The 25642-nt window shown below is 37.6% G+C and carries 25 protein-coding genes; 4 read left to right on the forward strand and 21 right to left on the reverse strand.

The features are described 5' to 3' along the window. Positions 1–17 precede the first annotated feature (17 nt). Positions 18–536 carry a signal peptidase I gene (locus AC1F25_RS06985; protein ID WP_002292363.1) on the reverse strand — a complete coding sequence of 173 codons (519 nt, stop codon included), beginning with the start codon at positions 534–536 and terminating at the stop codon, positions 18–20. 210 nt (positions 537–746) lie between these two features. On the opposite strand from AC1F25_RS06985, the gene AC1F25_RS06990 reads away from it, so the two are divergent. Continuing rightward, positions 747–2591: an ATP-binding protein gene (locus AC1F25_RS06990; protein ID WP_479993993.1), complete on the forward strand. Its 1845-nt coding sequence runs from the start codon at positions 747–749 to the stop codon at positions 2589–2591. 46 nt (positions 2592–2637) lie between these two features. On the opposite strand, the gene lplA is transcribed toward AC1F25_RS06990, so the two are convergent. The 9 genes from lplA to AC1F25_RS07035 all read right to left on the reverse strand — a co-directional run bounded on the left by lplA (position 2638) and on the right by AC1F25_RS07035 (position 10912). Next, positions 2638–3642: a lipoate--protein ligase gene (lplA, locus tag AC1F25_RS06995; protein WP_479993994.1), complete on the reverse strand. Its 1005-nt coding sequence runs from the start codon at positions 3640–3642 to the stop codon at positions 2638–2640. Between the two features lie 10 nt (positions 3643–3652). Beyond that, the gene (locus tag AC1F25_RS07000) at positions 3653–4393 is read right to left on the reverse strand and encodes an MBL fold metallo-hydrolase (protein ID WP_025477114.1); all 741 of its coding nucleotides are present in this window, start codon (positions 4391–4393) and stop codon (positions 3653–3655) included. A gap of 69 nt (positions 4394–4462) precedes the next feature. Then, positions 4463–5266 carry a DUF975 family protein gene (locus AC1F25_RS07005; protein WP_002335415.1) on the reverse strand — a complete coding sequence of 268 codons (804 nt, stop codon included), beginning with the start codon at positions 5264–5266 and terminating at the stop codon, positions 4463–4465. Continuing rightward, positions 5266–6348, reverse strand: coding sequence for a M42 family metallopeptidase (locus tag AC1F25_RS07010; RefSeq protein WP_002310248.1), 1083 nt, complete (start codon positions 6346–6348; stop codon positions 5266–5268). Before AC1F25_RS07010 ends, AC1F25_RS07005 begins: the two co-directional genes overlap by 1 nt. A 141-nt stretch (positions 6349–6489) precedes the next feature. Then, positions 6490–7755 (reverse strand): D-alanyl-lipoteichoic acid biosynthesis protein DltD, encoded by a 1266-nt coding sequence (dltD, locus tag AC1F25_RS07015; protein ID WP_002316928.1) that lies wholly within the window; start codon positions 7753–7755, stop codon positions 6490–6492. A 2-nt stretch (positions 7756–7757) separates the two neighbouring features. Then, positions 7758–7991, reverse strand: a complete 234-nt coding sequence (gene dltC / locus AC1F25_RS07020; RefSeq protein ID WP_002310246.1) for a D-alanine--poly(phosphoribitol) ligase subunit DltC — start codon at positions 7989–7991, stop codon at positions 7758–7760. Between the two features lie 44 nt (positions 7992–8035). Further along, the gene (gene dltB, locus AC1F25_RS07025; protein WP_002314225.1) at positions 8036–9241 is read right to left on the reverse strand and encodes a D-alanyl-lipoteichoic acid biosynthesis protein DltB; all 1206 of its coding nucleotides are present in this window, start codon (positions 9239–9241) and stop codon (positions 8036–8038) included. Further along, the gene (dltA, locus tag AC1F25_RS07030; RefSeq protein ID WP_479993995.1) at positions 9238–10752 is read right to left on the reverse strand and encodes a D-alanine--poly(phosphoribitol) ligase subunit DltA; all 1515 of its coding nucleotides are present in this window, start codon (positions 10750–10752) and stop codon (positions 9238–9240) included. Before dltA ends, dltB begins: the two co-directional genes overlap by 4 nt. 10 nt (positions 10753–10762) lie before the next feature. Then, a complete protein-coding gene (locus AC1F25_RS07035) occupies positions 10763–10912 on the reverse strand; it encodes a teichoic acid D-Ala incorporation-associated protein DltX (RefSeq protein WP_002292353.1) in 150 nt (49 codons plus the stop codon). 436 nt (positions 10913–11348) lie between these two features. On the opposite strand from AC1F25_RS07035, the gene AC1F25_RS07040 reads away from it, so the two are divergent. After that, on the forward strand, positions 11349–12566 hold the full coding sequence (locus AC1F25_RS07040) for an IS110 family RNA-guided transposase (protein WP_479993996.1): 1218 nt from the start codon (positions 11349–11351) through the stop codon (positions 12564–12566). Positions 12567–12801: 235 nt separating this feature from the next. On the opposite strand, the gene AC1F25_RS07045 is transcribed toward AC1F25_RS07040, so the two are convergent. Together AC1F25_RS07045 and AC1F25_RS07050 are read right to left on the reverse strand one after the other, a co-directional pair. Then, on the reverse strand, positions 12802–14844 hold the full coding sequence (locus AC1F25_RS07045) for an ABC transporter permease (protein ID WP_479993997.1): 2043 nt from the start codon (positions 14842–14844) through the stop codon (positions 12802–12804). After that, on the reverse strand, positions 14834–15601 hold the full coding sequence (locus tag AC1F25_RS07050) for an ABC transporter ATP-binding protein (protein ID WP_002310242.1): 768 nt from the start codon (positions 15599–15601) through the stop codon (positions 14834–14836). The genes AC1F25_RS07045 and AC1F25_RS07050 overlap by 11 nt, the downstream gene beginning before the upstream one ends. A 319-nt stretch (positions 15602–15920) precedes the next feature. On the opposite strand from AC1F25_RS07050, the gene nrdD reads away from it, so the two are divergent. After that, the gene (gene nrdD / locus AC1F25_RS07055; RefSeq protein ID WP_002292349.1) at positions 15921–18110 is read left to right on the forward strand and encodes an anaerobic ribonucleoside-triphosphate reductase; all 2190 of its coding nucleotides are present in this window, start codon (positions 15921–15923) and stop codon (positions 18108–18110) included. Positions 18111–18666: 556 nt separating this feature from the next. After that, entirely contained in the window at positions 18667–19269 is a 603-nt protein-coding gene (gene nrdG / locus AC1F25_RS07060) for an anaerobic ribonucleoside-triphosphate reductase activating protein (protein WP_002292348.1), read from the forward strand. A 53-nt stretch (positions 19270–19322) separates the two neighbouring features. Here the strand turns inward: nrdG and dinB are convergent, their stop codons facing one another. The 9 genes from dinB to AC1F25_RS07105 form a co-directional block, all read right to left on the reverse strand. After that, positions 19323–20444, reverse strand: a complete 1122-nt coding sequence (gene dinB, locus AC1F25_RS07065) for a DNA polymerase IV (protein ID WP_002316927.1) — start codon at positions 20442–20444, stop codon at positions 19323–19325. Between the two features lie 108 nt (positions 20445–20552). Further along, entirely contained in the window at positions 20553–21425 is an 873-nt protein-coding gene (rsmI, locus tag AC1F25_RS07070) for a 16S rRNA (cytidine(1402)-2'-O)-methyltransferase (RefSeq protein ID WP_479993998.1), read from the reverse strand. Positions 21426–21493: 68 nt separating this feature from the next. After that, positions 21494–21841, reverse strand: a complete 348-nt coding sequence (locus AC1F25_RS07075; RefSeq protein ID WP_002288076.1) for a DNA replication initiation control protein YabA — start codon at positions 21839–21841, stop codon at positions 21494–21496. Continuing rightward, complete coding sequence (locus AC1F25_RS07080; protein ID WP_002320696.1) at positions 21834–22658, reverse strand: PSP1 domain-containing protein; 825 nt, start codon at positions 22656–22658, stop codon at positions 21834–21836. Before AC1F25_RS07080 ends, AC1F25_RS07075 begins: the two co-directional genes overlap by 8 nt. Positions 22659–22693: 35 nt before the next feature. Next, on the reverse strand, positions 22694–23632 hold the full coding sequence (holB, locus tag AC1F25_RS07085; protein WP_002292342.1) for a DNA polymerase III subunit delta': 939 nt from the start codon (positions 23630–23632) through the stop codon (positions 22694–22696). A gap of 13 nt (positions 23633–23645) precedes the next feature. Next, positions 23646–23975 carry a cyclic-di-AMP receptor gene (locus AC1F25_RS07090; protein ID WP_002292340.1) on the reverse strand — a complete coding sequence of 110 codons (330 nt, stop codon included), beginning with the start codon at positions 23973–23975 and terminating at the stop codon, positions 23646–23648. Between the two features lie 14 nt (positions 23976–23989). Beyond that, entirely contained in the window at positions 23990–24634 is a 645-nt protein-coding gene (tmk, locus tag AC1F25_RS07095; protein ID WP_002345571.1) for a dTMP kinase, read from the reverse strand. Between the two features lie 63 nt (positions 24635–24697). Further along, on the reverse strand, positions 24698–25294 hold the full coding sequence (gene recR / locus AC1F25_RS07100) for a recombination mediator RecR (protein WP_002292338.1): 597 nt from the start codon (positions 25292–25294) through the stop codon (positions 24698–24700). Positions 25295–25318: 24 nt separating this feature from the next. Continuing rightward, complete coding sequence (locus tag AC1F25_RS07105; RefSeq protein ID WP_002292337.1) at positions 25319–25633, reverse strand: YbaB/EbfC family nucleoid-associated protein; 315 nt, start codon at positions 25631–25633, stop codon at positions 25319–25321. Positions 25634–25642 lie beyond the last annotated feature (9 nt).

The raw sequence follows: 25642 nt of genomic DNA on the forward strand, positions 1-25642 counted from the left end.
TGTCTTTTTCAACATTCTCACAAAAATTTCTGTGTTCGTCTCCGCTTCTTCTTCAACTCTACAAAAGTATTCCAAGCTGTGATTCCTGTTAAGCAAAAAGCAATCGTAAAGAATAACCCCTGGATCCATGCAAATGCTGTTTTTGAAAGGACCAGACCAATATATGGAATCTGGAAGATTGGACTACCGATAATATTTCTCTTTTTTACTACTCCAGGCTCGATATAAGTCCGTGTGTCAGCTTTTGTATAAAAGTCGTTGTAGTTGTTTTCAATGGCTATTACGCGACGTGTCGAGATTTTTTTACCTGAATTTTCATAATATGTAATAATATCTCCGACTAAAATCTCATCTGTATTTTTTGGTCGTACATATATCAGATTTCCTTGTGCATAATATGGGTTCATTTCTCTATCCTCAATAATGTAAGGAGTCAATCCAAAAATTCGAGGAACCAAGACGACGAGAAGAATAAGTATTAAAAATATAATCAGTGTTACAGAACTAACAAAAGTTATTTTTTTATAATCAGGCATCGTTTTCAGCTCCTTTCTTTCTTCAATCCTTCTTAATCATATAATAACGATAAATTTTTTTCAAATTATAACTGTAAAAACACATTTTTATGACAACGACGTTTTTTGATTCTATTTCCTCATCTTTATCTCATTTTTTATTATAAATAATTGACGATAGTTAAAAAAACGTTTACCCTAAAATTACAAGTTTTAGAAAGGAATACCTTTATGGCTTTTTTTAATAACATATATAATAAAAAAGAATCTTTCTATATGCGCATAAAATGGAGCATAATAATTATATTATCAGTGTTATTTTTAGCAGGGATTGCTTATTTCTTCTATTTTATCTTCTCTCCTGCTAATAGTAATCAAATGAAAGAAATAAAAGATTCATGGGTTTTCTATTCAAAAGATGATCCTGATTTTAAGTTTGACAGCAAGTACACTCGTACGATTCCTACCGTAGACAAAGACGAAACATTTATTATGGAAACGACACTTGAGAAACCGTTGAACGAAGCAAATTTACTAATCAAAGGAAATCATCAATGGATTACTGTGTATCTAAACGGAAACATTTTATACCAACGGGAAGATTACGACGCAGAAAGCAACCCTGGACTATCACTGGCTGTGATAGATTTACCATCAGATTACATCGGAAAAAAATTGATGATCTCTGTCTCATCTCCTTATCAGAACTACGCTGGGTTACCGCCGAAAGTCTATCTGGGTACAACTGGTCCGTTAATCGGTTTTATCTATTCTCAATCAGTACCACAAGTATTAACGATGATCATTGCAGTTTTCATTGCTATTGGGACGTTTATCTATACTATCTACTTGATGTACAAACAAAAACGGCTTGAATACTCGCTGATTATCTTAAGCTGCTTTGCTTTGGCATTAGGATTTGAAGCTGTTTCAGAAGATATTTTAAGTGGCATCCTTTTTGAACCATTCGTTCACTCTTTTTTATCTCATTTATTTATTATCCTAACCTCGTCTTTCATTATCTGCTATTATTGGAGCCGGATGATTTATTATAAAAAATGGTATGGGATTTTTTGTATAATCCAACTTTCGATCTTTTCTGGTGTTCTGCTTTATGCAGCTTTTACTTCTGCTGAACTTCCTGAATTGATGCCAATTGCTAATATAGCTAGTGTTATCAGTACTCTAGTCACTTCGCTTACCTGCATTGGTGAAGCATATAAGAACAATCGTTTTTATGTAGTTTGTACACCTTGGATCGTCTTGGTTGCCATTATCCACTGCTTGATTTATATCCAAACAGCACTAGGTATTTATCAAACGACGATCAATTGGTCTACGATTTTATTCATTATTATTTTGATTGTTATTATCAGTTACAATCTGATTGACCACATTCTGAACACAGATAAAGACCGAAGACAAGTAGATTTCTTAAAAATCAAAAACGATTTGCTGGAACAGCATTATGAGCAACTGCGACAGCATATCCAAGAAGTAAATACGCTTCGTTTAGAATTTGTTCAGGAAATGGAAAATCTGCAAGACTTAATGCATACGGATCAAGTAAAAGCAAAAAAATATGTGGAAACAATCTTGGAAGAAGCAAAAAATTTTGAAATGCTGTGTTCTTTTTGCAATCATCAGATGACAAATCTGATTTTCGCGCGCTATCAACAGTTAGCTGATAAACGGAATATCCAGATCATCTTCGAAGCAGAACTTCCGGAGGAGCTTCCTATCAAAGATGATGATCTAGCCCAGCTTTTGATTCATGCCCTAGAGCATTCCTTTAGAGAAACTCATGCCATCGAAAATCCGCTGTATCGAAAAATTCATTTGTCGATATATGAGCAAGAGAATCATTTCGTCATTTGTTGCGAACATAGTGCACATTATGATACGAATATATTTAGTCGAGGTATCACAGAAGAATTAGATGATCAGGAACGCTTTGATTTGATGATGATGAAAGATGTGGCAGATCGTTACACTGGAACACTAACGCAGGAAAAAGATACATTGATTGATCGGGTCACTGTTCAGCTTTCCCGAAATTACTCGAATTCTATATAAAAAAGCAGTGGAATCCAATACATAAGGATTCCGCTGCTTTTTGTTTTTAATAAAGTAAGGTAAGTAATTCTTCTGATTCTATCGCACCAAAATATTTTTTCACATCAATTTGGTCAACTATTTTTGATAGAGATTCTTTATCATATTTCTGTCCCACCAATTTTTTTTCGACATCAGAGATATCTCCTAGTCCGAAGAAATCACCAAAGATTTTTGCTTCTTTAATCATTCCTTCTGATACATTCAAGTGGACTTCGATCGAACCGATAGAGAAACGTTTTTGACGAGAGAAATTGAAATCTGGGGACTTTCCGTAATTCCAATCCCAATTTCGGTAATATTCTTCAGAGATTCGATTGATTTTTTTCCAATCTTCGTCGGTCAATTCGTATGTTTTTACTTCCTCTACTGATTCTACACCAAAAATTTTCAACAAGATTTCTTGACGAAATTCTTCCGTTGTCATTTTTTGTTTTTCTTCGGGAAGAAACGGTTTGATATTCGTCACACGAGAACGGATCGATTTGATTCCTTTTGATTCGATTTTGTCTTTTTTTACTTTTAATGCATTGACTACTTCATTGATATCAGAGTCGAACATGATCGTTCCATGAGCAAACATCCGGCCGTTGGTAGCATACATCGCATTACCGGAAAATTTCATACCATCAATGACTAAATCATTTCGGCCTTTCAACTCAGCCCCGGCAACACCCAATTCATGAAGTGCTTGGATGATTGGTTGTGTTACTTTCGCAAAATCACGGAAGGAATCACCATCATCAGGCATAATAAAACTAAAGTTCAAGTTCCCAAAATCATGGTAGACAGCTCCGCCTCCACTTAGACGGCGGACCACATGAATACCATGTTCTTCCACATAATCTCGATTGATTTCTTCAATCGTGTTCTGATTCCTACCGATGATGATTGAAGGTTCATTGATATAAAAGAGCAAAATGGGTTCATATAATGGCATTTCTTGCAACAAGTATTGTTCAATTGCTAAATTGATTCTTGGGTCGTGGTTTTCATTTGGTACAAAAATCATGTTCTTCCTCCTAAATGTCAAACACTTTGTCAACTGCAGCAAGTTCTACATCTATCCCTTTACCTGCTGCTTTTTGCGCTTCATTTTTCAATTGTTCTAAGTCGCCAAACTGAGGTAGATGGGTAAGTACAAGTTTCTTTACGTTAGCTGATTTCGCCAGTTCTCCAGCTTCTTTTGAAGTGAAATGTGCATGATGATGTTCATTTCCTTCAAATAGATAGGTATCTGCTAGAAACAAATCAGCCTCTTTCGCAAAATCAGCGAAACTTTCCAAATAACCTGAATCTCCTGTAAATACGAATACTTTCCCCGTTGCTTCTTCTACGATTCGCATGGCGTAACATACTACTGGATGGATTGTTTCCATAAAAGTAATCAGAAAAGGACCAATTTTTAATTCTTCGGCTTCAAAATAAGGATGTCCTTTTGAGACATTCGCCATCGTCAATTCTTCAAAGTGGACAGAATCTTTTGTGTGCCCGTAAATTGAAAGCAATGTCTCCGGATCTCTCTTGGGATGAAGTTGCCAGTAATACTGTAATACACCAAGGTCAGCAATATGATCATGATGATAATGGCTAAGGATCACAGCATCCAAATCAAGTGGATCAAGATGTTCTTGTAATTTGATGAGCGTAGCACTACCTGCATCAATCAACAAGTTGAAACCGTCAGATTGAAGTAAATAACCTGTTGTCCCTTGATTTTTATAAGGATACGCCCCTAAGCAGCCTAAAACAGTTAATTTCATCATATATTCCCCCTCAAAGATTTATCCTACCACAAAAGTTATTTTTCTAATGAATAAACTGCTTACAGATTAAGCAAAATAGGCTTCTGGACCACCTTTTTCAATCCGTGCTTGTTCATAAAATTCTGCAACTGATACATTCACATAAACGATGACCCACAAAAGACCGATGAATAAAGCGATTGCCCCTAACAAATACCAGCCGATAAAAGATAGTTGCAACAAAATATACGTACCGATTCTATCTTTCAATAAGAACCAGCCATATTTTAAGCATTGTACGACCGACAAATCAGGATAGTCGAACTTCGTCCATGCAGCAAATTGGAACAATCCGCCAACGATGCTCATGATAAGTGCTGAAACAAAAATCATCCCTACCGTTGATAAAACAAAGCTGATATCAAGAAAATCTCCTGGCATGACATCCGTAGGTACCGTACTTGAATTGAAAAGCAACTGCGTATAAGCACTCACTCCGCTGATTAAAAACATGGGCAGAAAGATCAAACTGTTGAGCAACCAGTTGATGATTGAATTAATCAAATTGATGACAAGTATCGAACCAAAATATTTTTTTTGGAAAACTGAAAATAGAAGATTGCTTTTTGGTCTGCCACCTCGTACAACTACTAACGCAATATAAAACAATGCATAGTTGAATGCGAATAACAGCAAATTATCGATTAGAAAACTCAATAGGTTTTGCTGCATGCTTTCTTCCGTAAAAGGACTGAAACCGTCAAAAAAATTCTGTATGACGCTCGTGAACAATATGGATAAGAAAACAAGCCAAGCATTGATTCCCCATTGATTCTCCAAAGAAGCTCGCGCTTTTTTTCGATATTCAGAAATAGGTATTTTATTATTCATTATTCATAACTCCGGATTTTTTCAACTGTTTCACTATCAAGTCGTTTCACTAACTCAGTAACTAGCTTCACTGTATTCAAATAATCATCTTCATGGATCACTGATGTGTGGGAATGCAAATAACGAACAGGAACAGTAATGGCTACAGAAGGAACGCCGTCTCTTGTCAAATGCATTTGTCCTGCATCCGTTCCACCGCCAGAGATCACTGTATATTGGAATGGGATAGCCATTTCCTCTGCTACATCGATAACGAAATTCAATAATTTTTTGTGCGGAATCATCGATGCATCAAAAATCAAAATCTGTGGACCTTTTCCTAAAACCGAATCTGCTTCTTTTGGTGTCATTCCTGGAGTATCACCTGCTGTACCAGTATCTAAAGCAAAAGCAATATCCGGATTTACAAGGTGCGTGCTTGTTCGAGCGCCTCGCAAGCCCACTTCTTCTTGCACATCGCTTCCTGCAAATAAAACATTTGGATGTGCTTCTTTAGATAGATTCTCCAATACTCGCAAAGAAACAGCTGTCCCTATCCGATTATCCCATGCTTTTGCCAGTAAATACTTACTGCCGTTCATTCGTTTATATTCAATATATGGGGTGACCATATCTCCCGGACGTATGCCCCACTCTTTGGCTTCTTCTTGGTTTGATGCACCGATATCAATAAACATATCTTTGATTTCATATGGTTTATTTCTTACTTGAGGTGTTAAAACATGCGGTGGTTTTGAACCAATTACCCCGTGAATGATTTTTCCTTCTCGTGTTTTGATTTCAACTTGCTGAGCAAGCATCACTTGTCCCCACCAGCCTCCAAGTGTTTGGAATTCCAAGAAGCCTTTTTCGGTTATTTTTGTTACCATAAAACCAACTTCGTCCATATGACCAGAAATAAAGACTTTTGGTCCTCCGCCAGCGCCATGCTTTGCAATCACACTGCCTAATCCGTCATAAAAAATATCATCAGCGAATGGTTTAGCATATTCTCTGAATACTTCTCTTACCTCTTCTTCATTCCCAGGTACTCCTTTTGCAGAAGTCAAATCAATTAGTAGCTGTTCTTCTTTTGTATCCAAATGTTTTCCCCCATTTCTATATTCATATTGTGATTATACCATTGCTTTTGTTTTTTGTTCAGGCTAACTTGGTATTTTTACTGTTTATTTCAGAATATTCTAAAATAAATAAAACAGGCAGATATCCTCCACCTGTTTTATTTATTTTAATCGTAGTTTATCTGGTACTTGTTGTTGCCAAGCTTTGCTGAAAAAAGCATCATCGAGATGGTACCTACTAGGAAGCTGGTTTTCTTCTAAGAACGGTCTAATCTGTTGATCTGCGGCTAGCCAGCCTTTCCACCCTAAATGGATCGTATCTTCCATAAAATAATTGGTACCAGCTTGATTGACAAAATCAGCTATTCGATTGAATCCTTGGCTATTTAATTGAAATTTGATTTTTTTGGCAAATCCTTGTAGCATTTCTTGAGATAGTCCGGTATAATCGCTCCATTTCTCGTTAACCGGTGGAATGATAAACAACACTTCATTATGATTTTTTGCTAATTGATCCAAGATTAGCTGAAAATCAGAAAATTCTGGTGAAAAACGATAATCCCAATCTTTTTGTGACTGTTTGAGTTCTGGCTCGTGGGATCGGATACGATGTGTGTAAAAATCGTTTTTCAAACCAAATGGATTATTTGTCGTTTCTTGTTTTCCAATCTTATCTGCCAAAATGGATAATTCTGTTTCTTGATAGTGATCTGGTAATCGTTTTGATTCATGATCGATTTTTTGCTGACGATCTTTCAAACCGATATCACTGAATATCTCATCCTCACGCTTCAACATGTTCCATTGGCTGTGCAACTGATCCAAAGATTCAGGTAAAGGTAACTTTCCTTCTTTAATCGTTTGTAGAATTCCTGTCAGCGTATCGTTCTCTTTTACTTTTGAAAAAGTTAATAGTCTTCTAGCTAAATAGCGATCAGCTGATGTGACTTTTTTCAATGAGAACAACCAATCATAGGTCTGAAGTTCAGAATAGTAAGTGTTGAAATAATCTGTTTTTACACCATCTTTTACAAACCATTGAGGCGAGATAATAAACACCACTTTTTTGTTTTTCAAATCATCCCCTGCAGATCGCATCATCATATATTGACTTAATGATTGTGTTCCCGGCGCTCCTAGCAAGAAAGGACGATAACCTCTATCATATTTTTCAGCCAAAACAGACGGATGGAATGGACTGATCCTGCTTAATTCACTCGACCCAAAAAAGGGGATATATTGTTTTTCAGACAAAGCTTTGTTTTTTATTGCATCGCCCTTTAGTACATTTGCTGACATAGATGAAGACGCTCGCTTGATTACTTCCGGGTTATCAATATTTACTCGATAGGAAGAAGTGAAAAATAGGGCAAGCAGACCAAAAGCGAGAACAACAGGTCCAAAAATAGCAAAGAGTTTCTTTTTCATACTCAACCCTTCAATGCAGTTGCTTGTTGAATGATTTTATTCGGTGTGCACCAATCCTCCCGCTCGAATTCAGAGACTGGGACTTGGATATCCAACTCTCCGTCTAGCTCGACTAATAATTGCACAGATGCTAAAGAATCAAGCAAACCTTCATCAAATAGATCAATATCACGATTTTTTCTTACTTCATCTGTTCCTGTTATTTCTTCTAAGATTGATAAAATTTGTTCTTCCATTTTCCTTTTCTCCTTTGTTATATAAATTAATATGTCACTATTCGTTAGCTAAAAAAAAGTTTATCTAAAAATCCTGAAAAAATCAGGAAGCTGAAACATACCGCTTGAAATGTCAAAAATACGGCTACGCCATGCGTAAATTTGTTAGAAGGTAACTGATCTTTATGCTTCTTCTTAAATCGGATCCATGCATCTGTTAGACAGATCAGACAAGCATGATACAGACCGTATACGATGTAGTACCACGTCAATCCATGCCAGACACCCATTAGAAGAAACAAAGCGAAATATCCAATATTTGACATTACGATCTTGCTTTTAAAGATTTTTTTCTTCATCATGAAGAACATCAACCGCATATACACGTAATCGCGGAACCAAAAAGACAAGGTCATATGCCATCGGTTCCAGAACTCTTTGATATTCCATGATAAAAATGGTTTATTGAAATTGATTGGCGTCTGATACCCCATCATGTAGCTTGTACCGACTGCAAACAAACTGTAACCTGCAAAATCAAAAAATAAATACATGCTATACACGTACATGTAACCCACTAACGCCCATGAAATCCCACCATGCTGTAATGCGATGCGCCCTACTACAGGGAGCAGTACTTGACCAAAATAATAACCGATAATGAACTTATATAAAAAACCGACAAAAATATTTTGGACGCCTTTTCCCAAGAGATCAACATATTTATCACGAACAGGTGGATGGAGCTGATCCTTTTCAAATCTCCTATAACGATCGATGGGTCCAGAAGATATTGTCGGGAAAAACAGCAGAAACTGGATATAACGAAATGGGTTATATACTTTGATCATGCCATCTCTTATTTCCATGATCATTTGCACAGACTTAAAGGTTAAATAAGAGATTCCTAAAAAACCAAGCAGCGATGCTTTTCCATGTTCAAAAAAAGGAGTCACTTTCGTTAAAAACAGTGGAATTATTGCTAAAATAACGGCGGCGTAAAACCATCCTGTTTGATTTTTCCTTTGCCGGTGAACAAAATAGCCCCATACAAGGATTGTCTGCCAAAAAACATACCCTATCAGCGCCGCTCCCTGCTCCCAATAAGTACCTCCAAAGCTGACAAATAAAAAGAAAAGTGTCACCACTGATTGATAAATTGGTAATCTTTTTTTCCATATCAATAAAGATAGAACGATTGGTATAAGCGCAATGGCTAAAAGAAAAAAATAAAACGGCTCTGCGTAAGGGATCATATGAGGAAACATCATTCAGGATTCACCTCAGCTGTTAATTTTTTTCGATCAATTTTTCCATTTACTGTCTGAGGCAGCAGATTGACATAATGGAACTTCTGAGGAATCATATACTCCATCACAACTTGCAGTAATTGTTCTTTGATCGATTTGGTCAGTTGAAAATCCGGTTGTTTCGTTGTGTTTTCTAATACGATGAAAGCAACAAGCTGCTGCACTTTTGTTCCTTGATATTTTGGTACGACAACGGCTTGTTTGATCCGGGAGTCTTGCAACAGATAATGTTCGATATCCCCTAACTCGATCCGGTAACCATGCAATTTGACTTGCTGATCCATACGGCCTTCATAAAATAAAAGCCCATCTTCATCCAACCTTCCTGCATCCCCTGTATGGTAACTTGCTAAGTCATTTTGACAAAAGAACGCAGCTGCTGTTTTTTCTGGATTGTTCAGGTAACCTTTTGATACGCTTGGTCCTGCAATAATGATTTCGCCAGTTTCTCCTTTTGAAACATGTTTGTCTTCTTGGACAATAGAAACTTTGGTGTCTTTTTTTACATAGCCGATTGGTAGTCGGTCGTATTTATCTAGTATGTGCTGATCAATCTGGATACTTGAAATAGCCACAGTTGCTTCTGTTGGGCCGTAAGTATTATATATCCGTGCATTTGGGAATCGATCAAGTAGTGTTTCTGCAGTTTTTTTTGTCAATTCTTCTCCGCAAAATAAAAACATGTTCAATTCTGGTACATTTTCTCCATTGAAGGTAGGCTCCATCAAGCAAATATCCATAAAAGATGGAGTAGAAACCCAAATATTCAACTTCAAGTTAGGCAATGTCGCGAATAATTGACGAAAATCTTGAATAACTGCTTTATTTAACGGCTTCAGCATTCCACCAGAAACTAATGCAGGATAAATAGAAAATACCGATAAATCAAAAGAAAATGGCGCTTGAGCTAAGAAATGCATCCCAGGCTTGATCCCAAAGTCTTCCATCGTCCATTGAACAAAGCTGACTAGATTATCATGACTGATTTGTACGCCTTTTGGTTCTCCAGTAGTACCAGAGGTAAAAATAATATAAAAATTTTCTGTGCCTTTTACGCTATTTTTGGGATAAAATTCTACTGGTATCTTCTCGATTTCTTGAAATTCTTCTTTTGTTACGACAGGAACAGAAGGAATATCTTCTATCCAATTCCCAATACTGATGACCATAGATGGTTTAGCCACCCGAAAGATCGACAGGATACGTTCTTTGGGTGTATGTTCTTCAATTGGCAAATAAGCATGACCAGATTTGACAATTCCTAGAAATGCGACAATCATCTCAAATTCTAAATTACCAAAAACGACGATTGGTCCATCCCCTTCTACCTTTTCTTCTAAATAATAAGCAAGTGCGTCTGATGCTTGTTTCAATTCTCCAAAAGTATGCATCTCATCCGCCTGATAAGCAATTCGATCAGGTTCGCTTATTCCCCAATCATCGATTGCTTCAATAATCGTTTTGATTTCCATACTCTTCCTCCTAAAATTCGTTATAGATAAATGTTCCTCCTTGAATATTTTTATAGTGATACAGGTAGATTAGGAACAGCAGTACCGCACTATAAAAAATTGTTCGAATGATGAATTTTCCCCAATAATTCAATTTTGGATTAGACCACCATTTGTTCATTGAATTCCCTCCTCATATAACCTCACACAAAGTGTAACGAATTTTGACAAAAAGAAACATGTGTCTAGCTTACAGAAACCGTTTTTTTACTAACAGTTTTGTCACATAGCTTTTATAAAAATAGCACATCAAATCACTGCTTTTTTCTTTATAATTTCTAGTAATTTTAAAAAATATAAAAAACATACTAAGATTAGAGGAGAACATCATTGACGAATGATGTTCTCCTCTATTTTCTATTTTTAGATTATAGTGAAGAGTGAAAGAAAGTTCGAACAAAGCCTTGAGGACTACGAGTCCCTATCAAAAACCGAACTTCTTTACTGTCATTTTAGAATCAGATTTACGTATGTTGGGGCCATGAGCCCGTGTATAGGAAATTGGAATCGAAATGAAGCAGTAAAGTTCTTTCAACACTTAAAAAGGAGGAATACAAATGCCTTACATTCTTGCATTAGATGTTTCAATGGGACACAGCTACAGTGTCCTATACAAAGACGACACCTGCTTATTTGAAGACGAGATCGAACACACTCAAAGAGGATTTCATACATTACTCGAAGAGATCCAGCACTTGCCTGAACGTCCATTGATTGTTTTTGAAGCAACGGGGATTTATTCCAGACCAGTCGAAAAGTTCTTTCAAGATCATCACTTTTCTTACTGTTTGTTAAACCCGTTAGAAGCGAAAAAGCAGATGGAAGAAAACACCTTACGCAGTTGGAAAACAGATAAATCGGATGCCCATCGGCTCGCACAGACTCATCTTAAAAATCAACGTCAGCCAAAAGAAGTACAAAGCAATTTTTACTTAGAGATGCGCGATTTAGCCCGTTTTTATCAAGAAATTGAGAAGAAAATCACTCGTCTGCGCATGGATTTACACAACTGCCTTCAGTTGACTTTTCCAGAGCTTGAACAGTTCTTTTCAAACAGGCTGACCCCTTACGCATTGACATTGATCCGTCTTTTTCCCCATCCAGATTTTGTATTGGCATCTACTCGGACAAAAATAAAAAATAAACTGATCAACGAAACACGGAAAAAAATCTCCGCGAATCGTGCCGAGCAAAAGGCAGATCAAATCATCCACTATGCACAGTGTGCCTATCCAGCTGTTGAAAAAGACAGTATCCACTGTCAAAAAACGATCTATTACGCCGAACTTCTCCAAGATTTACTCGAACAAAAAGAAGCACTAGCGACACAAATGATCAAAAAAGCCGAAGGCTCTCCTTGCTTTTTGTTGTACCAAACGTTCCCTGGGATTGGCGCACTCACAGCCGCTTTATTGCTCGGTGAATTAGGAGATATCACACGATTTAAAACCCATAAACAATTGAATGCCTTTGTCGGAATCGACATCCGACGGTATCAATCAGGTAAGTATACTGGCCAAGACCGCATCAATAAGCGTGGTAATCCCAAAGCACGGAAAATTATTTTCTTCACCATTCGAAATATGATTCGCCAGCAACGCGCAGCTCCTAATCATATTGTCGATTATTACTACAAATTAAAAAAGCAACCTATCCCTAAGAAAGAGAAGGTTGCCACAGTTGCTTGTATGAACAAGCTTCTGAAATGTATGCACGCTATGGTTAGGGCACATACAGAGTACGACTATGCGTACGCGGTCTCAGTGGACCATTAACTAAACCACTTACAGTATACCACTTCTTTGCCCAGATCGAAAATTTTTTTTACGAACGGGGCTTTATTTGGTGTGCCTTGATTTTTTCGCTTTTGTTTACGAGCTATTTTTATTACATCTTTTACTTGACTAATCGTAGGAAAGAGGTTGTGACAAAAACGTGTCACAACCTCTTATTCCAAATAAATGGTGTTTAAAATTTAGTACTTTTTATTATCTTGTCTTATTCCGCCTGTCATTCCTCGATAATCCGACAATATAACTGACTCGTAATGACATAAAGCAAAAGATAGATAAGGATCAATAAGCCACTGACAAGATAAGCCAGCCAATAATCGGCAGTTTTGATATACTGAGTGAAAACATTGATTGCAAATACTGCATGAGTGATTCCTAATATCATGGGTGGAAAAAAGGTAAGTGCGTTTTGCTCGAAAATCATCCTTCTAATTCTTCTTTGTGGTATCCCCAGTTTAGTTAATAGGTGATAATTTTCTTTTTCTTCCTCTGCTTCTGCTAATTGTCGAACGGTCAGAATACTGCCAGTAGCAATAATGACGATCATTCCGACAAACAGTGTGACAAAAATATTGATACCAATCCGCCGGTTGACTGCACGCAATTTTGAATAGCTGGAAGAGAAGTTCAACCGAGAACCTTCTTGACTAAACTGCGCTTCCTTCATTTTGTCATCTGGCAGTTTCTTTGTACTAATGTCTCCTTGCAGACGCCCATTTACGATATCATAAGAATAATAAATAGCATTGAGCCACTTTATCGACATTTCACTGCTCAATCGTTCATCTATCTTTTCATTATTTCCACCTGATATATCCACATTGACTACTTGATAATCTACACCTTTTGCTTTTTCAAAAACGTTATCATCCACGACTAGTACAGGACTTAGATATACTATCGTTTCGTCACCTAATACACTTGGAAGCATTTGCTGAATCTTCAACTCTTGATTATCTGGCAATCCAATACTAGAACCATATAATGAAATATTCCGAAAAAGAGTTTGCATTTGATCAAGCAAAACAGTATGGTTAGGAGATTTCAAAGAAACGTTCGGCAAATCCGGATTAACTTTTCTGAAGGCTTGATATTCTGTTTCTGAGATCAGATTAGCAGTTTGAAACATAGGTTCTTCGAGATCTGGTCTGTAGATACTACCTATGACTTTATAATGCAAGGTGATTTCTTTAGTTATCTTCTGTCCTTCCTCTGCCAGAATAGGCTTGATTTTTTTTTCTGTCTCGACATCAAACTGATAATCCATCGGGGAGGATACTTTCTCCTGATACGATAAAATAGTAGAAATACTAGCCGTACCGCCAATCGTCATTAAAGAAATTCCAAGAATGACTGTAATTAGAGAATTCGTACGCCAGCTTTTGAGCAGGTGCACTTGTGTATTACCTATTATTAAAAAATTGATCCCATAGTAATAGAGCTTCCATTTACTCAATATGATCAAAAAGAGCCGAAATGTATAGCAGAAAAACAAATAAGTACCAATCACACAAATGAAAAAGATCAGAAAAGGCAAAAAGAGAATTAATGTCTCAAGGTCATGATGACTGACCATCCATGAAGTGATTTCTCTAAAATGACTAGCCCCAAAATATCCGCTTGTTAAAAGCAATAACCCAATGACAGCGAGTAATCGATGCCTTGTTCTGAAACGCATCGTTGAACTATCTGCTTGTTCTTTTTCTCCAAAACTTCGAATCATCGGGTAGCGCCAGATTTTCCATATCGAATACACAGATACTGCTAAAAGGATGATGAAAAAAGCAAATAAAGTATCTGCGACTGATGGAATGGAGATAAAAAACGGACTATTAAGATCCATATCCATCATTCGAACCAAAATCATGGAAAAGAGTTTGGAGAAAATAATACCGAGCAATATCCCAAAAATACAGGCAAATAACCCGATTATCATGATTTCCAACACATATATGCCTGAAATTTGTAGTTTGTTCATACCAAAAAGTTGATAGATACCTATTTCTTTTTGTCTTCTATTCAAAAAAAATCGGTTGGCACTGAATACGAAAAAAAGTAAAACGACAGTAATGATCAGTCCGCCAAAACTCAATCCGCCATCTATCGAAGTATCTGGACTTGCTCTTCTAACTAAAGATTGATCATAGGTCATTGCGCTGAATGAATAATAAATCATCACGGATAAAGTCAAACTGAAAAAATAAACAAGATACCCTCGGGACTGCCGAAAAAAACTTTTGACGGCTAGTTTATACAGCATTCATTTTTCCTCCTCCACCAATCGTCGCCTGCATGTCGATTACTTTTTCAAAGAATTCCCTTCTTGTCCCTCTTCTCACAACTTCTGAAAAAATCACGCCGTCTTTAATAAATAAAATTCTGTCACAGTAGCTCGCTGTATATGGGTCATGGGTGACTAACAAAATTGTCGCTTTTTCTTTTTGATTCATAGTCTGTAAATAATTCAACAATTCTGTGGCCGACTTCGAATCTAGAGATCCAGTTGGTTCATCTGCAAAGATTACTTGTGGCTGAACAACAAGGGCTCTAGCGGCTGCAATTCGTTGTCGCTGACCGACAGAAAGCTCATCTGGATATCGTTTTAGCAGTTCTTCTATATTCAACAATTGAGCTACGTGTCTTACTCTCTTTTCCATCTCTTCCTTAGTCATCCGTTCAACTGCTAGGGGTAATAGGATATTGTCTTTGGCATTTAAAGTATCAATCAAATTGAATTCTTGAAAAATGAATCCTAGTTTTTTTCGACGAAAGTCACTCAGCTCACTATTTTTCATTTTTGTTATTTCTTTTCCTTGGATCAAGACACTACCCATCGTAGGCAAATTGATCGTGGATAAAATATTCATCAACGTCGTTTTACCTGCACCACTTGGACCCATGATTCCAACAAATTCGCCTTCTTCGACTGTGAATGAGATATTATCTAAAGCTTTGACGGGAGAAAGTTTGCTACCGTAGCTTTTACTGAGATGTTTCACTTCGATCATCTTTTCCAATTCTTCTTCTCCTCTTTCATTTCTGTTTATTTGCATAGTAGCATATCTACGAACAATTTGCTCTTATGTTTTTGTCACTTTTTCTTAGCCCAAATAAAAAAATTTTATTCAATTATTTTATTCAGCTAAATTAAATATGCAAAAAATAAATCCATCAACTACAAGTTTTCACTTTTTTTCACAATAAAATATACACTACATATAGTATAGAAATCCAATTATACAGCAGATTGAATACTATATATAGCTGATAATTAGTTGCTCCTTCCTAAATTTTGTTTTATGATAGACAAGAACAATTTAGCAGGAGTTGAAGATAATGAAAGTAAATTATGAAGAGAAAACAGTCGTTACTCAGCAACCAGAGGCACACCAGATGAAAGTTATCAAACGAGATGGTCGCCATGTTGATTTCGATGAACAAAAGATCAACGAAGCACTAATCAAAGCTGAAAAGAAAATTCACGGCTCATTATCCCCACTTACTTACGAAAAAATCCAAATGATTGCAGACTTGGTTGTCCAAGAAATCAAAAGCCGGTTTGCTGAAAATGTCAAAATCTATGAGATTCAAAACATCGTGGAACATATCTTATTAGAAAAAAACGAATATGAATTAGCAGAAGAGTATATCAATTACCGTACAAAACGGGATTTTGCTCGTAGTAAAGCGACAGATATCAACTTTTCGATTGAAAAACTAATCAACAAAGACCAGACTGTCGTGAATGAAAATGCAAATAAAGACAGTAATGTTTTCAATACACAGCGTGATCTAACAGCCGGCATCGTCGGAAAATCAATCGGACTGAAAATGTTGCCGCCACATATAGCAAATGCGCATCAAAAAGGTGATATCCATTACCATGATTTGGATTATCATCCTTACACACCGATGACAAATTGCTGCTTGATTGATTTCAAAGGTATGCTGAACAACGGTTTCAAAATTGGAAATGCGGAAGTGGAATCACCTAAATCTATCCAGACAGCGACAGCACAAATCTCACAGATTATTGCTAATGTTGCGTCAAGTCAATATGGTGGCTGTTCTGCCGACCGAACAGATGAATTGCTGGCTCCTTTTGCAGAATTGAACTATAAAAAACATCTAAAAGACGCGGAAGAATGGATCGATTCGCCAGAACGCCAAAAAGAATATGCAAAAGCAAAAACCAAAAAAGATATCTTCGATGCTATGCAAAGTTTGGAATATGAAATCAATACCTTATTTACTTCAAATGGGCAAACCCCTTTCACTTCATTAGGGTTTGGTTTGGGGGAAAACTGGTTTGAAAGAGAAATCCAAAAAGCGATTTTACAGATCCGAATCAATGGATTAGGGAGTGAAAAGCGCACAGCTATCTTCCCTAAACTGATCTTCACTTTGAAAAAAGGTGTAAACTTAAACCCTGAAGATCCTAATTACGACATCAAACAACTAGCATTGGAATGTGCAACGAAACGAATGTATCCTGATATTCTGAATTACGACAAAATCGTCGAATTAACTGGAAGTTTCAAAGTACCTATGGGCTGTCGTTCATTCTTGCAAGGATGGAAAGACGAAAATGGTCAAGAAGTAAATGTTGGACGAATGAATTTAGGTGTGGTTACATTGAATTTACCAAGAATCGCGATCGAATCAAAAGGAGATCAGAACAAATTCTGGCAGCTATTGTCTGACCGTTTGGAAATCATGAAAGATGCGCTTCTCTATCGTGTAGAACGTTGTAAAGAAGCCATTCCAGCAAATGCGCCAATCTTATATATGTATGGTGCTTTCGGAAAACGTCTTTCACGTACCGATTCTGTCAATGAATTATTCAAAAACCGTCGAGCTACTGTATCATTAGGCTACATTGGATTATATGAAGTTGCTTCAGCTTTCTTCGGTGGCGAATGGGAAACAAACCCAGAGGCAAAAGCTTTCACACTTGACATCGTCAAAGAATTAAAAGCCAATGCGGATGCATGGGGTGATGAATACGGTTATCATTTCAGCGTCTATTCAACACCAAGTGAAAGTCTGACTGATCGTTTCTGTCGTTTAGATACAGAAAAATTTGGTATCATCGAAAACATCACAGATAAAGAATATTATACAAACAGTTTCCACTATGATGTGCGTAAAAACCCAACGCCATTTGAAAAATTGGAATTTGAGAAGGATTATCCAAAATATTGTTCAGGTGGATTCATCCACTACTGTGAATACCCTATGCTCCAACAAAACCCGAAAGCCTTAGAAGCTGTATGGGATTTTGCATATGATAAAATCGGGTATCTTGGTACGAATACGCCAATTGACCATTGCTACCAATGTGGTTTTGAAGGTGATTTCAAACCAACAGAACGAGGATTCGAATGTCCAGAATGTGGAAATCATGACCCAAAAACATGTGATGTAGTCAAACGTACTTGTGGCTATTTAGGAAATCCACAAGCTCGTCCGATGGTACATGGTCGCCACAAAGAAATTTCCTCACGTGTGAAACACATGAAATGAGGTTGTGAAAAAGCTGTCCTGCATCAAGTAATAAGAACAGCTAAACAAAAATAGCTCCTCATATTTTTCGTTTAGTTGGGCTTATTACCACAGATGCAAGCTTTTGAAGACCGTTTATCAGAGGTTGTGAAAAAGCCGCTTAGTTTCGAGTATTAAGAAAAATTTTGTGAAAATGGCTTTCCACATTTTTGCATAAATTGAACTTAATACCGAGAAACTGGCTTTTGAACACCGTTTATTGAGAGGTTGTGAAAAGCCGCTTAGTTTTGAGTATTAAGAAAAATTTTGTGAAAATGGCTTTCCACATTTTTGCATAAATTGAACTTAATACCGAGAAACTGGCTTTTGAACACCGTTTATTCAGAATAAGAGGCTGTGACAAGTCTTTTTTCACCACCCTCTTTCGATGGCTTTGTATCTTTGAACGCCCTCTATCAAAATAAGAACAAGCTTTCTTGAACAATGGATTTAGGTCAGTTTGTTCTTATTTATATGGTCGAGTGGATTTTATCTTCAATAGCTATATCTTTGAACCTTAAATGAAAGAAGTTTTTTTATGAGAAATCCAAAACCAAAAGAATGGTTAGCAAAAGACTACAGTCAAAACTATATTGCTGACTACAAACCGTTTAATTTTGTCGATGGTGAAGGTGTCCGTAACAGTCTTTACGTTAGTGGCTGCTTATTCGCCTGCGAAGGTTGCTTCAACAAAGCGGCACAAAATTTTCGATATGGCAAACCATTCACACCTGAATTAGAAGAACAAATCATCGCTGACTTGCGCAACGATTACGTACAAGGACTGACTTTATTGGGCGGCGAGCCTTTTTTGAATACAGATGTTTGCTTGCAAGTAGTACGACGTATCCGAAAAGAGTTCGGTACGACAAAAGATATCTGGTCATGGACAGGCTATACCTTTGATGAATTGCTACAAGATTCAGAAGATAAATTAGAACTCCTTTCGCAAATCGATATCCTTGTTGACGGACGCTTTGAATTGAGCAAACGTGACCTAAAACTACAATTTCGAGGAAGCAGCAACCAGCGAATCATTGATGTCCAAAAATCTTTAGAATCCAACCAAGTTATGATTTGGGAAAAATGTACGGATGCAACAGAAACCTATGAACAAATCAAAAAACAAGACTTGATATAAAAACAGCTTTGAGAGAGAAAACGGATTTCCATTTTCAACTCTCAAAGCTGTTTTTATATTTCTTGATTTCCCCATAACGGAAGAACGATATTTTCATAGGTCATCGGGTCAAGATTCGTCAAGGTGATTCCTAACAATCGGATCCCTTTTTCTACTCCCAAGATTTCCTCCCATATAAGACTTGCTTGATAAAAGAGCGCTTCTTTTTTATAGATGTATTCTGGCAATGTCACTCTTTTGGTCACAGTAGAATAATCGGTGTACCTGACCTTCAAAACCACTGTTTTCCCATGTTTTTGGACTCTTCTCAGTGCTTCTTCTACTTTTTCGGCTAGTTGGCGCAACTGAGCCAGCACGGCTTCCTCCGTTTGCAATGGCTGTCCATACGTATGCTCTTTTCCCACAGATTTTCGCTCTCTTGTAACATTTACTGGAGAATCATGGATTCCTCTCACTTTACGATAAAGAGAATAGCCCATTTTTCCAAAATTTCGAATCAACGTCATTTCTGTGCATTCATATAGGTCTTTTCCTGTATAAATTCCTAACTCATGCATTCTAGGTACAGTTTTCTTCCCTACTCCATGAAATTTTTCAATTGGCAAAGTTTTTAAAAATGGCACAGCATCTTGAGGTGCAACTACTGTGATTCCTCTAGGTTTTTGATAGTCTGATGCTAATTTGGCCAAAAACTTATTGTAACTTACTCCCGCAGAACATGTTAGCTGGACTCTTTCCCAAATATCTGCCTGGATCATTCGAGCAATTTTGATGGCTGACTTGCAATTGATTTTGTTTTCGGTCACATCAAGATACGCTTCATCGATACTAACTGGTTCCACAATGTCTGTATAATGATAGAATACTTCCCGTACTTGTTTGGAAATCTCGCTGTATTTATGATGGTCGCCAGGCTTAAAGATGGCTTGCGGGCAAAGCTCATACGCTTTTTGTGCACTCATTGCTGAATGAATTCCGAATTTTCTTGCTTCATAATTTGCCGTAGTCACTACTCCACGCCCACCAGTGTCACTGGGATGTCTAGCAATTACTAATGGGTGCCCACGAAACTCAGGATGATCTCGTTCTTCAACAGAAGCGAAAAAAGCATCCATATCGATATGAATGATTTTTCTTGATGTATCATTATGTAAAGGAAATTGCAGCTCCATCATCCTCACCTCTTAGCTATTATACAGGAACGTTCGTTCGCGTTCAAGAGATTTGAGAAGTTAGTAGCTGTTTTCCACATTGTCGCTTCATTGTATACTACTTATACTATTTCAGCCTAATTCGTGATATTGACGGTAAACTTCTTGTTTTTTCAGTCCATTTTTAAGCGCTACTGCTTTGATAGCAGCATTTGGCTTTTCGCCTGATGCAATCTTTGCTTCTACCTGTTCTTTTAAGGTTCCCTGCTCTTCATCCACTTCTGTCCCTGCCGTTTCAAACAAATTTCCTTCTACAAGCAGACAACATTCCCCCTTTACTGGATGTTCTTCGATATATGCAAGTAGTTCTTCTGTACTTCCTCTAAGGTATTCTTCATGGATCTTTGTCAATTCTCGACACAAAACGACTTGGCGATTACCAAAAATGTCTAAGAAATTCGTCAACGTAGCTGTGATTCGATAAGGTGACTCATAGAAAATCAGCGTAGCTGTTTGTTCTTTTAGTTTTTCCAATGTTTCTTTCTGTTCTTTTTTCTTGCGTGGAAGGAAGCCATAAAATAAAAATGGTTGAGGCACTAACCCTGAAGCAATCAAAGCCGTCATCCCAGCTGTAGGTCCTGGGATAGAGATCACAGAAATCCCTTCTTTTATACAAGCTAAAACTAGCTCATGTCCAGGATCGCTGATGGAAGGCATTCCTGCATCACTGACTTGAGCAATCGTTTTTCCTTCTTTTAACAAAGCAATCAATTGAGGGACACGTTCTTTATAATTATGTTCATGTAAACTTTTTTGGGGCGTATGAATCTCGAAATAATTCAATAATTTTTGTGTATTACGCGTATCTTCGCTTGCGATAAGGTCTGCTTCTTGTAGCATACGAATACTTCTGTAGCTCATATCTTCTAGATTTCCGATTGGCGTTGGTACAAGATATAAATTCCCGTATACTGGATTTCCTTTGAAACTTTTTTGATTATACATCTGTCACAATCTCCTTAATAAAAAAACTGGAGCAGTCTTTCTCCGCTCCAGTCTCCTCTTGTTATTGATCATCGACCGCTTTCGCGATAGATCACTTCTAGACAAAACGCACAAGGCTCGTCATTGTCCCGTCTTGATCCATATAAATCGTAGCAGACATGGAAGCCTTCTTCATAAATTTTTTCAAGATTCATACGAGACTTGGAAAGTTCTTGCTTCACATTTTCAGCTGGAGCTTGTGCAACTTGATTCAATTCCCGAAGATGTTCTCGCAAGCGTTGATTTTCCATCTCCAAAGTCGTATTTTTTTCTACGATCTCATGCAAAGCATGCTTCATTTCAACAAGTTCTGTTAATGTATTTCTCAACTCTGATTCTAACTGATTCAATCCGTCGTATAATGATCTCTTATCCATTTATCTCACCTACTTGGATAAATTCTTTCAATTCATCCCATTCATATTCGACAGGATTTTCCCGTCCAGTCAGCCGAATACTAACGATACGGCTAAGCAGATTCAACCCTACGACTTTCCCTTTACCATCAGGTGTAACAATTACTTTTCCAAAGTCAGGGAGTTCTTTTTTTGCTGTCTCGTATTCTTCGCTCTCATATTGTAGACAGCACATCAAGCGTCCGCATAAACCGGAAATTTTTGTTGGGTTCAAAGATAAACTTTGGTCTTTTGCCATTTTGATCGATACGGGCACGAAATCGCCTAAAAAAGAAGAACAGCATAATGGACGCCCACATGGACCAATTCCGCCTATTATCTTCGCTTCATCGCGTACACCAATTTGTCGAAGCTCAATACGAGTACGAAATACAGCGGCTAGATCCTTTACCAATTCTCTAAAGTCGATTCGCCCGTCCGCCGTAAAAGAAAAAATCAGTTTGTTTCGATCAAATGTATATTCAGCTTTGACTATTTTCATTTCCAGCTCACGCAACTGCACTTTTTCTTTTGCGATTTGCAATGCATCACACGCATCTTCTTTATTTTTTTTGTCTTTTTCTAGTTCAGCTTTTGACGCTTTATGCAAGATTGGACGAATAGCTTCAGGAAGGTCATTTGGATCAATCTCTTTTTTAGGAAGGACAACAGTAGCAATATGTAAGGATTGCTGAGATTCGACTAATACCTTGTCATTATAACTATATTCAGAGTCTCCTGGTGCAAAATAATAGATATGACCTGCATCTCTATATCGGACACCTACTACTTCTACCATTTCCATCCTCCTTGATTATCGTCCTCTGCGGCAAGCTAAAAAATCGTCTGCAAAACGAACTGTTCCGCAACAGCTTGAAAACCGACATTGCTACGTAGTTTCTGCTCTGCAATCAATATTCGTTCAATTATCTGGTTTATCTGTTTTACTTTGCCATATTCGCCTTTCGCTACTGCTTGACGTTGTGCTTCCTGATAATAAAACATCAGGACAGATAATCCTGTAAACTGCTGTGTTTTTTCTTTAAATGATTTCACTAATTTTTTTTGGACATAGATAAAGGCTTGAGTGTCTTGCTTTTGCAAGTAAACGAACCATTGATAAATCAAGTCCTTAGCATCATTAAACCATTCATCTTGAGAGATTTCAACTGCTTTTCCTAAACTGTTTGTTAAGAAAGCCAAAAGTTTTGATTTTTCTAATGGAATCTGCTCTTCTTGCAATCGATGGATCAATGCTTCTTTCGAAAGTTCTTGAAAATGCAGCACTTGACAACGGGATTGAATAGTAGGGAGAATCCTTCCTACTGCATCTGTCTCTAATACCGCTAAAAAGTCTCCCGGTGGTTCTTCCAAAAATTTCAACAGACTGTTTGCCGCACTGCTATTCATTTTTTCAGCTTCTTTAATCAAAAAAACCTTTTTTCTTGATTCATATCCGCTGCGACTGAATTCCGTTTGCAAACGTCTGATCTGATCAACTTTGATTGTTTGTCCGTCCGGTTCGATAACCAGAACATCCGGATGTTCTTTCTTTTCGATTCGCTGACAATTGTTGCATTTTCCGCAAGGCTGATTGTCTTCCATTTGGGTACAGAACAGATGCTGTGCGAGCCACACACCTACTTCATGTTTTCCTGTTCCTTTTTCTCCTTCAAAAAGATAAGCATGAGCGAGACGCCCATGCTCAAAGCTCCGTTGAAGCTGCTGATACACGATCGGTTGCATTTGAGCCAAGTTTATTTCTTGATTCATAGCTCAGCTCCTCCTAAAATTGATGGAATCCTTCAACAGGTAAGACGAAGACTGTTGCGCCGCCTACTTCTACTTCTACTGGATAAGGAACGCCCCCATCCATCGAAATATCCAATGTCACAGGTGTAGATACAAATTGTTTTCTTGATTCACATGTTTTTTTGATGATTTCCAATGCTTCTTCTACTCGATCATCTTCAATACCCACGATAAACGTGCTGTTTCCAGCCTTAAGGAAGCCGCCTGTCGATGATAATTTTGTGGCACGGATATTTGCATCAATCAATTCATTTGATAAACGGTTGCTGTCTTTGTCTTGGATAATCGCTAAAATAATTTTCATAAACGTTCACCTTCCTAGTTTCCAAAAAATTGCGGATATTGTTCAATAATTGTATGATAACTTGTTTGCAGCACTTCTTCAAAGCTTTTTCTTGCATCAACTTTGTGGATTCTTTCCGGATTCTCTTCTGCCAGCTTTAAGTAAGCATGTCGTACACGCTGGTGGAATTCCAAACCTTCCGAATCTAAACGGTCGATTTGGTTTTGTCTGTTTTTCTTGATTCTTCTTAATCCGGTGTCTGAATCTACGTCAAGATAAAGGGTAAAATCTGGCGTAGTACCTTCTGTAGCAAACTCATTCAACCGAGCAATCTCGGTAACGCCGATGCGTCGGCCTGCACCTTGATAAGCAAGAGAACTGTCGACAAATCTATCGCATAAAACGATTTTCCCTTTTGCCAGAGCAGGTAAGACCTTTTCGACTAGATGCTGTCTTCTTGCCGCCGCATAAAGTAGTGCTTCCGTGCGTTCATCCATCCGATCATTTTTTGGATCCAGGATTACCGCTCGAATCTCTTCAGCAATCGGGATGCCTCCCGGTTCTCTTGTTTGAATGATTTCTGTTTTTGCTACTTCTTTCAAAAGAGGGAAAAGTTCATTCAAGATGCTGGTTTTTCCTGCACCATCAGGCCCCTCAATTGTAATAAATAGTCCGTTCACATTGTTGCCCCCATCTCTTATGCTGCTTCTATATTGTATCTGAAAAAACTTTTAATTAGAAATTTATAACTCGCGTCTTCCTTCGACAGCTTTCAATAACGTGACTTCATCTGCGTACTCGATATCAGAGCCTACAGACAACCCATGTGCTAAACGTGTTACTTTGATACCGGCTGGTTTAATTAGACGTGAGAGATACATTGCTGTTGCTTCTCCTTCTGTTGTCGCATTTGTTGCGATGATCACTTCTTTTACATCTGCATCATGCAGCCGCTGCAGCAGCGAAGAAATATTGATATCTTCTGGACCTGTCCCTTCCATCGGTGATAACACACCATGGAGTACATGATAAAGTCCGTGATATTCCCGCATTTTTTCCATCGCCATTACATCTTTCGGCTCTTCGACCACTAGGATAATGCTGCGATCACGTGAAGGATTTCTACATATTTCGCAAGGATCTTCTTCTGTGATATTTCCGCAGATACTGCAAAAGTGTAAATCTCGTTTTACACTTAACAAAGATTTAGCAAATTCATTCACTACTTCATCTTTCATATCGATTGTATAAAACGCGAGTCTTGTCGCTGTTTTCTGACCGATTCCTGGAAGTTTCATATAGCTGTCGATCAGTTTCGCAATTGGTTCTGGATATTGCATATTCATTACTCCTTCAGTTTAAAACTAAAATCCTGGTAAACCTTTTGCGTATTTCCCTAATTTTTTCTCAGTTTCCACATCAATTTGTGCGATTGCGTCATTGACTGCCATTACGACAAGATCTTGAAGCATCTCAATATCATCAGGATCAACGACTTCTTCATTGATTTGGATGTCCTTCATACGGCGATCACCTGTAAATACGGCTTTGACCAATTCATTAGTGGCTTTACCTGTAAATTCTGTTTTATTTAGCAGCTCTTGTGCTTCCGCCATTTCTTTTTGCATTTTTTGTACTTGTTTCATCATGCCTTGCATATTGCCCATTCCACGCATCATAATTATCTA

It is taken from the genome of Enterococcus sp. M-BR2 (assembly GCF_056612775.1).

What these genes read in the sequence shown, in the direction of transcription:
- dinB (WP_002316927.1), bottom strand. Translation starts at nt 20,444, where the DNA reads ATGATGGAGCTGCAATTTCCTTTACATAATGATACATCAAGAAAAATC.
- AC1F25_RS07080 (WP_002320696.1), bottom strand. Translation starts at nt 22,658, where the DNA reads ATGGTAGAAGTAGTAGGTGTCCGATATAGAGATGCAGGTCATATCTAT.
- AC1F25_RS06985 (WP_002292363.1), bottom strand. Translation starts at nt 536, where the DNA reads ATGCCTGATTATAAAAAAATAACTTTTGTTAGTTCTGTAACACTGATT.
- lplA (WP_479993994.1), bottom strand. Translation starts at nt 3,642, where the DNA reads ATGATTTTTGTACCAAATGAAAACCACGACCCAAGAATCAATTTAGCA.
- recR (WP_002292338.1), bottom strand. Translation starts at nt 25,294, where the DNA reads ATGCAATATCCAGAACCAATTGCGAAACTGATCGACAGCTATATGAAA.
- dltC (WP_002310246.1), bottom strand. Translation starts at nt 7,991, where the DNA reads ATGGAAGAACAAATTTTATCAATCTTAGAAGAAATAACAGGAACAGAT.
- AC1F25_RS07105 (WP_002292337.1), bottom strand. Translation starts at nt 25,633, where the DNA reads ATGATGCGTGGAATGGGCAATATGCAAGGCATGATGAAACAAGTACAA.
- rsmI (WP_479993998.1), bottom strand. Translation starts at nt 21,425, where the DNA reads ATGTATAATCAAAAAAGTTTCAAAGGAAATCCAGTATACGGGAATTTA.
- AC1F25_RS07035 (WP_002292353.1), bottom strand. Translation starts at nt 10,912, where the DNA reads ATGAACAAATGGTGGTCTAATCCAAAATTGAATTATTGGGGAAAATTC.
- AC1F25_RS07000 (WP_025477114.1), bottom strand. Translation starts at nt 4,393, where the DNA reads ATGAAATTAACTGTTTTAGGCTGCTTAGGGGCGTATCCTTATAAAAAT.
- holB (WP_002292342.1), bottom strand. Translation starts at nt 23,632, where the DNA reads ATGAATCAAGAAATAAACTTGGCTCAAATGCAACCGATCGTGTATCAG.
- AC1F25_RS07005 (WP_002335415.1), bottom strand. Translation starts at nt 5,266, where the DNA reads ATGAATAATAAAATACCTATTTCTGAATATCGAAAAAAAGCGCGAGCT.
- dltD (WP_002316928.1), bottom strand. Translation starts at nt 7,755, where the DNA reads ATGAAAAAGAAACTCTTTGCTATTTTTGGACCTGTTGTTCTCGCTTTT.
- nrdG (WP_002292348.1), top strand. Translation starts at nt 18,667, where the DNA reads ATGAGAAATCCAAAACCAAAAGAATGGTTAGCAAAAGACTACAGTCAA.
- dltA (WP_479993995.1), bottom strand. Translation starts at nt 10,752, where the DNA reads ATGGAAATCAAAACGATTATTGAAGCAATCGATGATTGGGGAATAAGC.
- dltB (WP_002314225.1), bottom strand. Translation starts at nt 9,241, where the DNA reads ATGATGTTTCCTCATATGATCCCTTACGCAGAGCCGTTTTATTTTTTT.
- AC1F25_RS06990 (WP_479993993.1), top strand. Translation starts at nt 747, where the DNA reads ATGGCTTTTTTTAATAACATATATAATAAAAAAGAATCTTTCTATATG.
- AC1F25_RS07075 (WP_002288076.1), bottom strand. Translation starts at nt 21,841, where the DNA reads ATGGATAAGAGATCATTATACGACGGATTGAATCAGTTAGAATCAGAG.
- AC1F25_RS07040 (WP_479993996.1), top strand. Translation starts at nt 11,349, where the DNA reads ATGCCTTACATTCTTGCATTAGATGTTTCAATGGGACACAGCTACAGT.
- AC1F25_RS07090 (WP_002292340.1), bottom strand. Translation starts at nt 23,975, where the DNA reads ATGAAAATTATTTTAGCGATTATCCAAGACAAAGACAGCAACCGTTTA.
- AC1F25_RS07045 (WP_479993997.1), bottom strand. Translation starts at nt 14,844, where the DNA reads ATGCTGTATAAACTAGCCGTCAAAAGTTTTTTTCGGCAGTCCCGAGGG.
- nrdD (WP_002292349.1), top strand. Translation starts at nt 15,921, where the DNA reads ATGAAAGTAAATTATGAAGAGAAAACAGTCGTTACTCAGCAACCAGAG.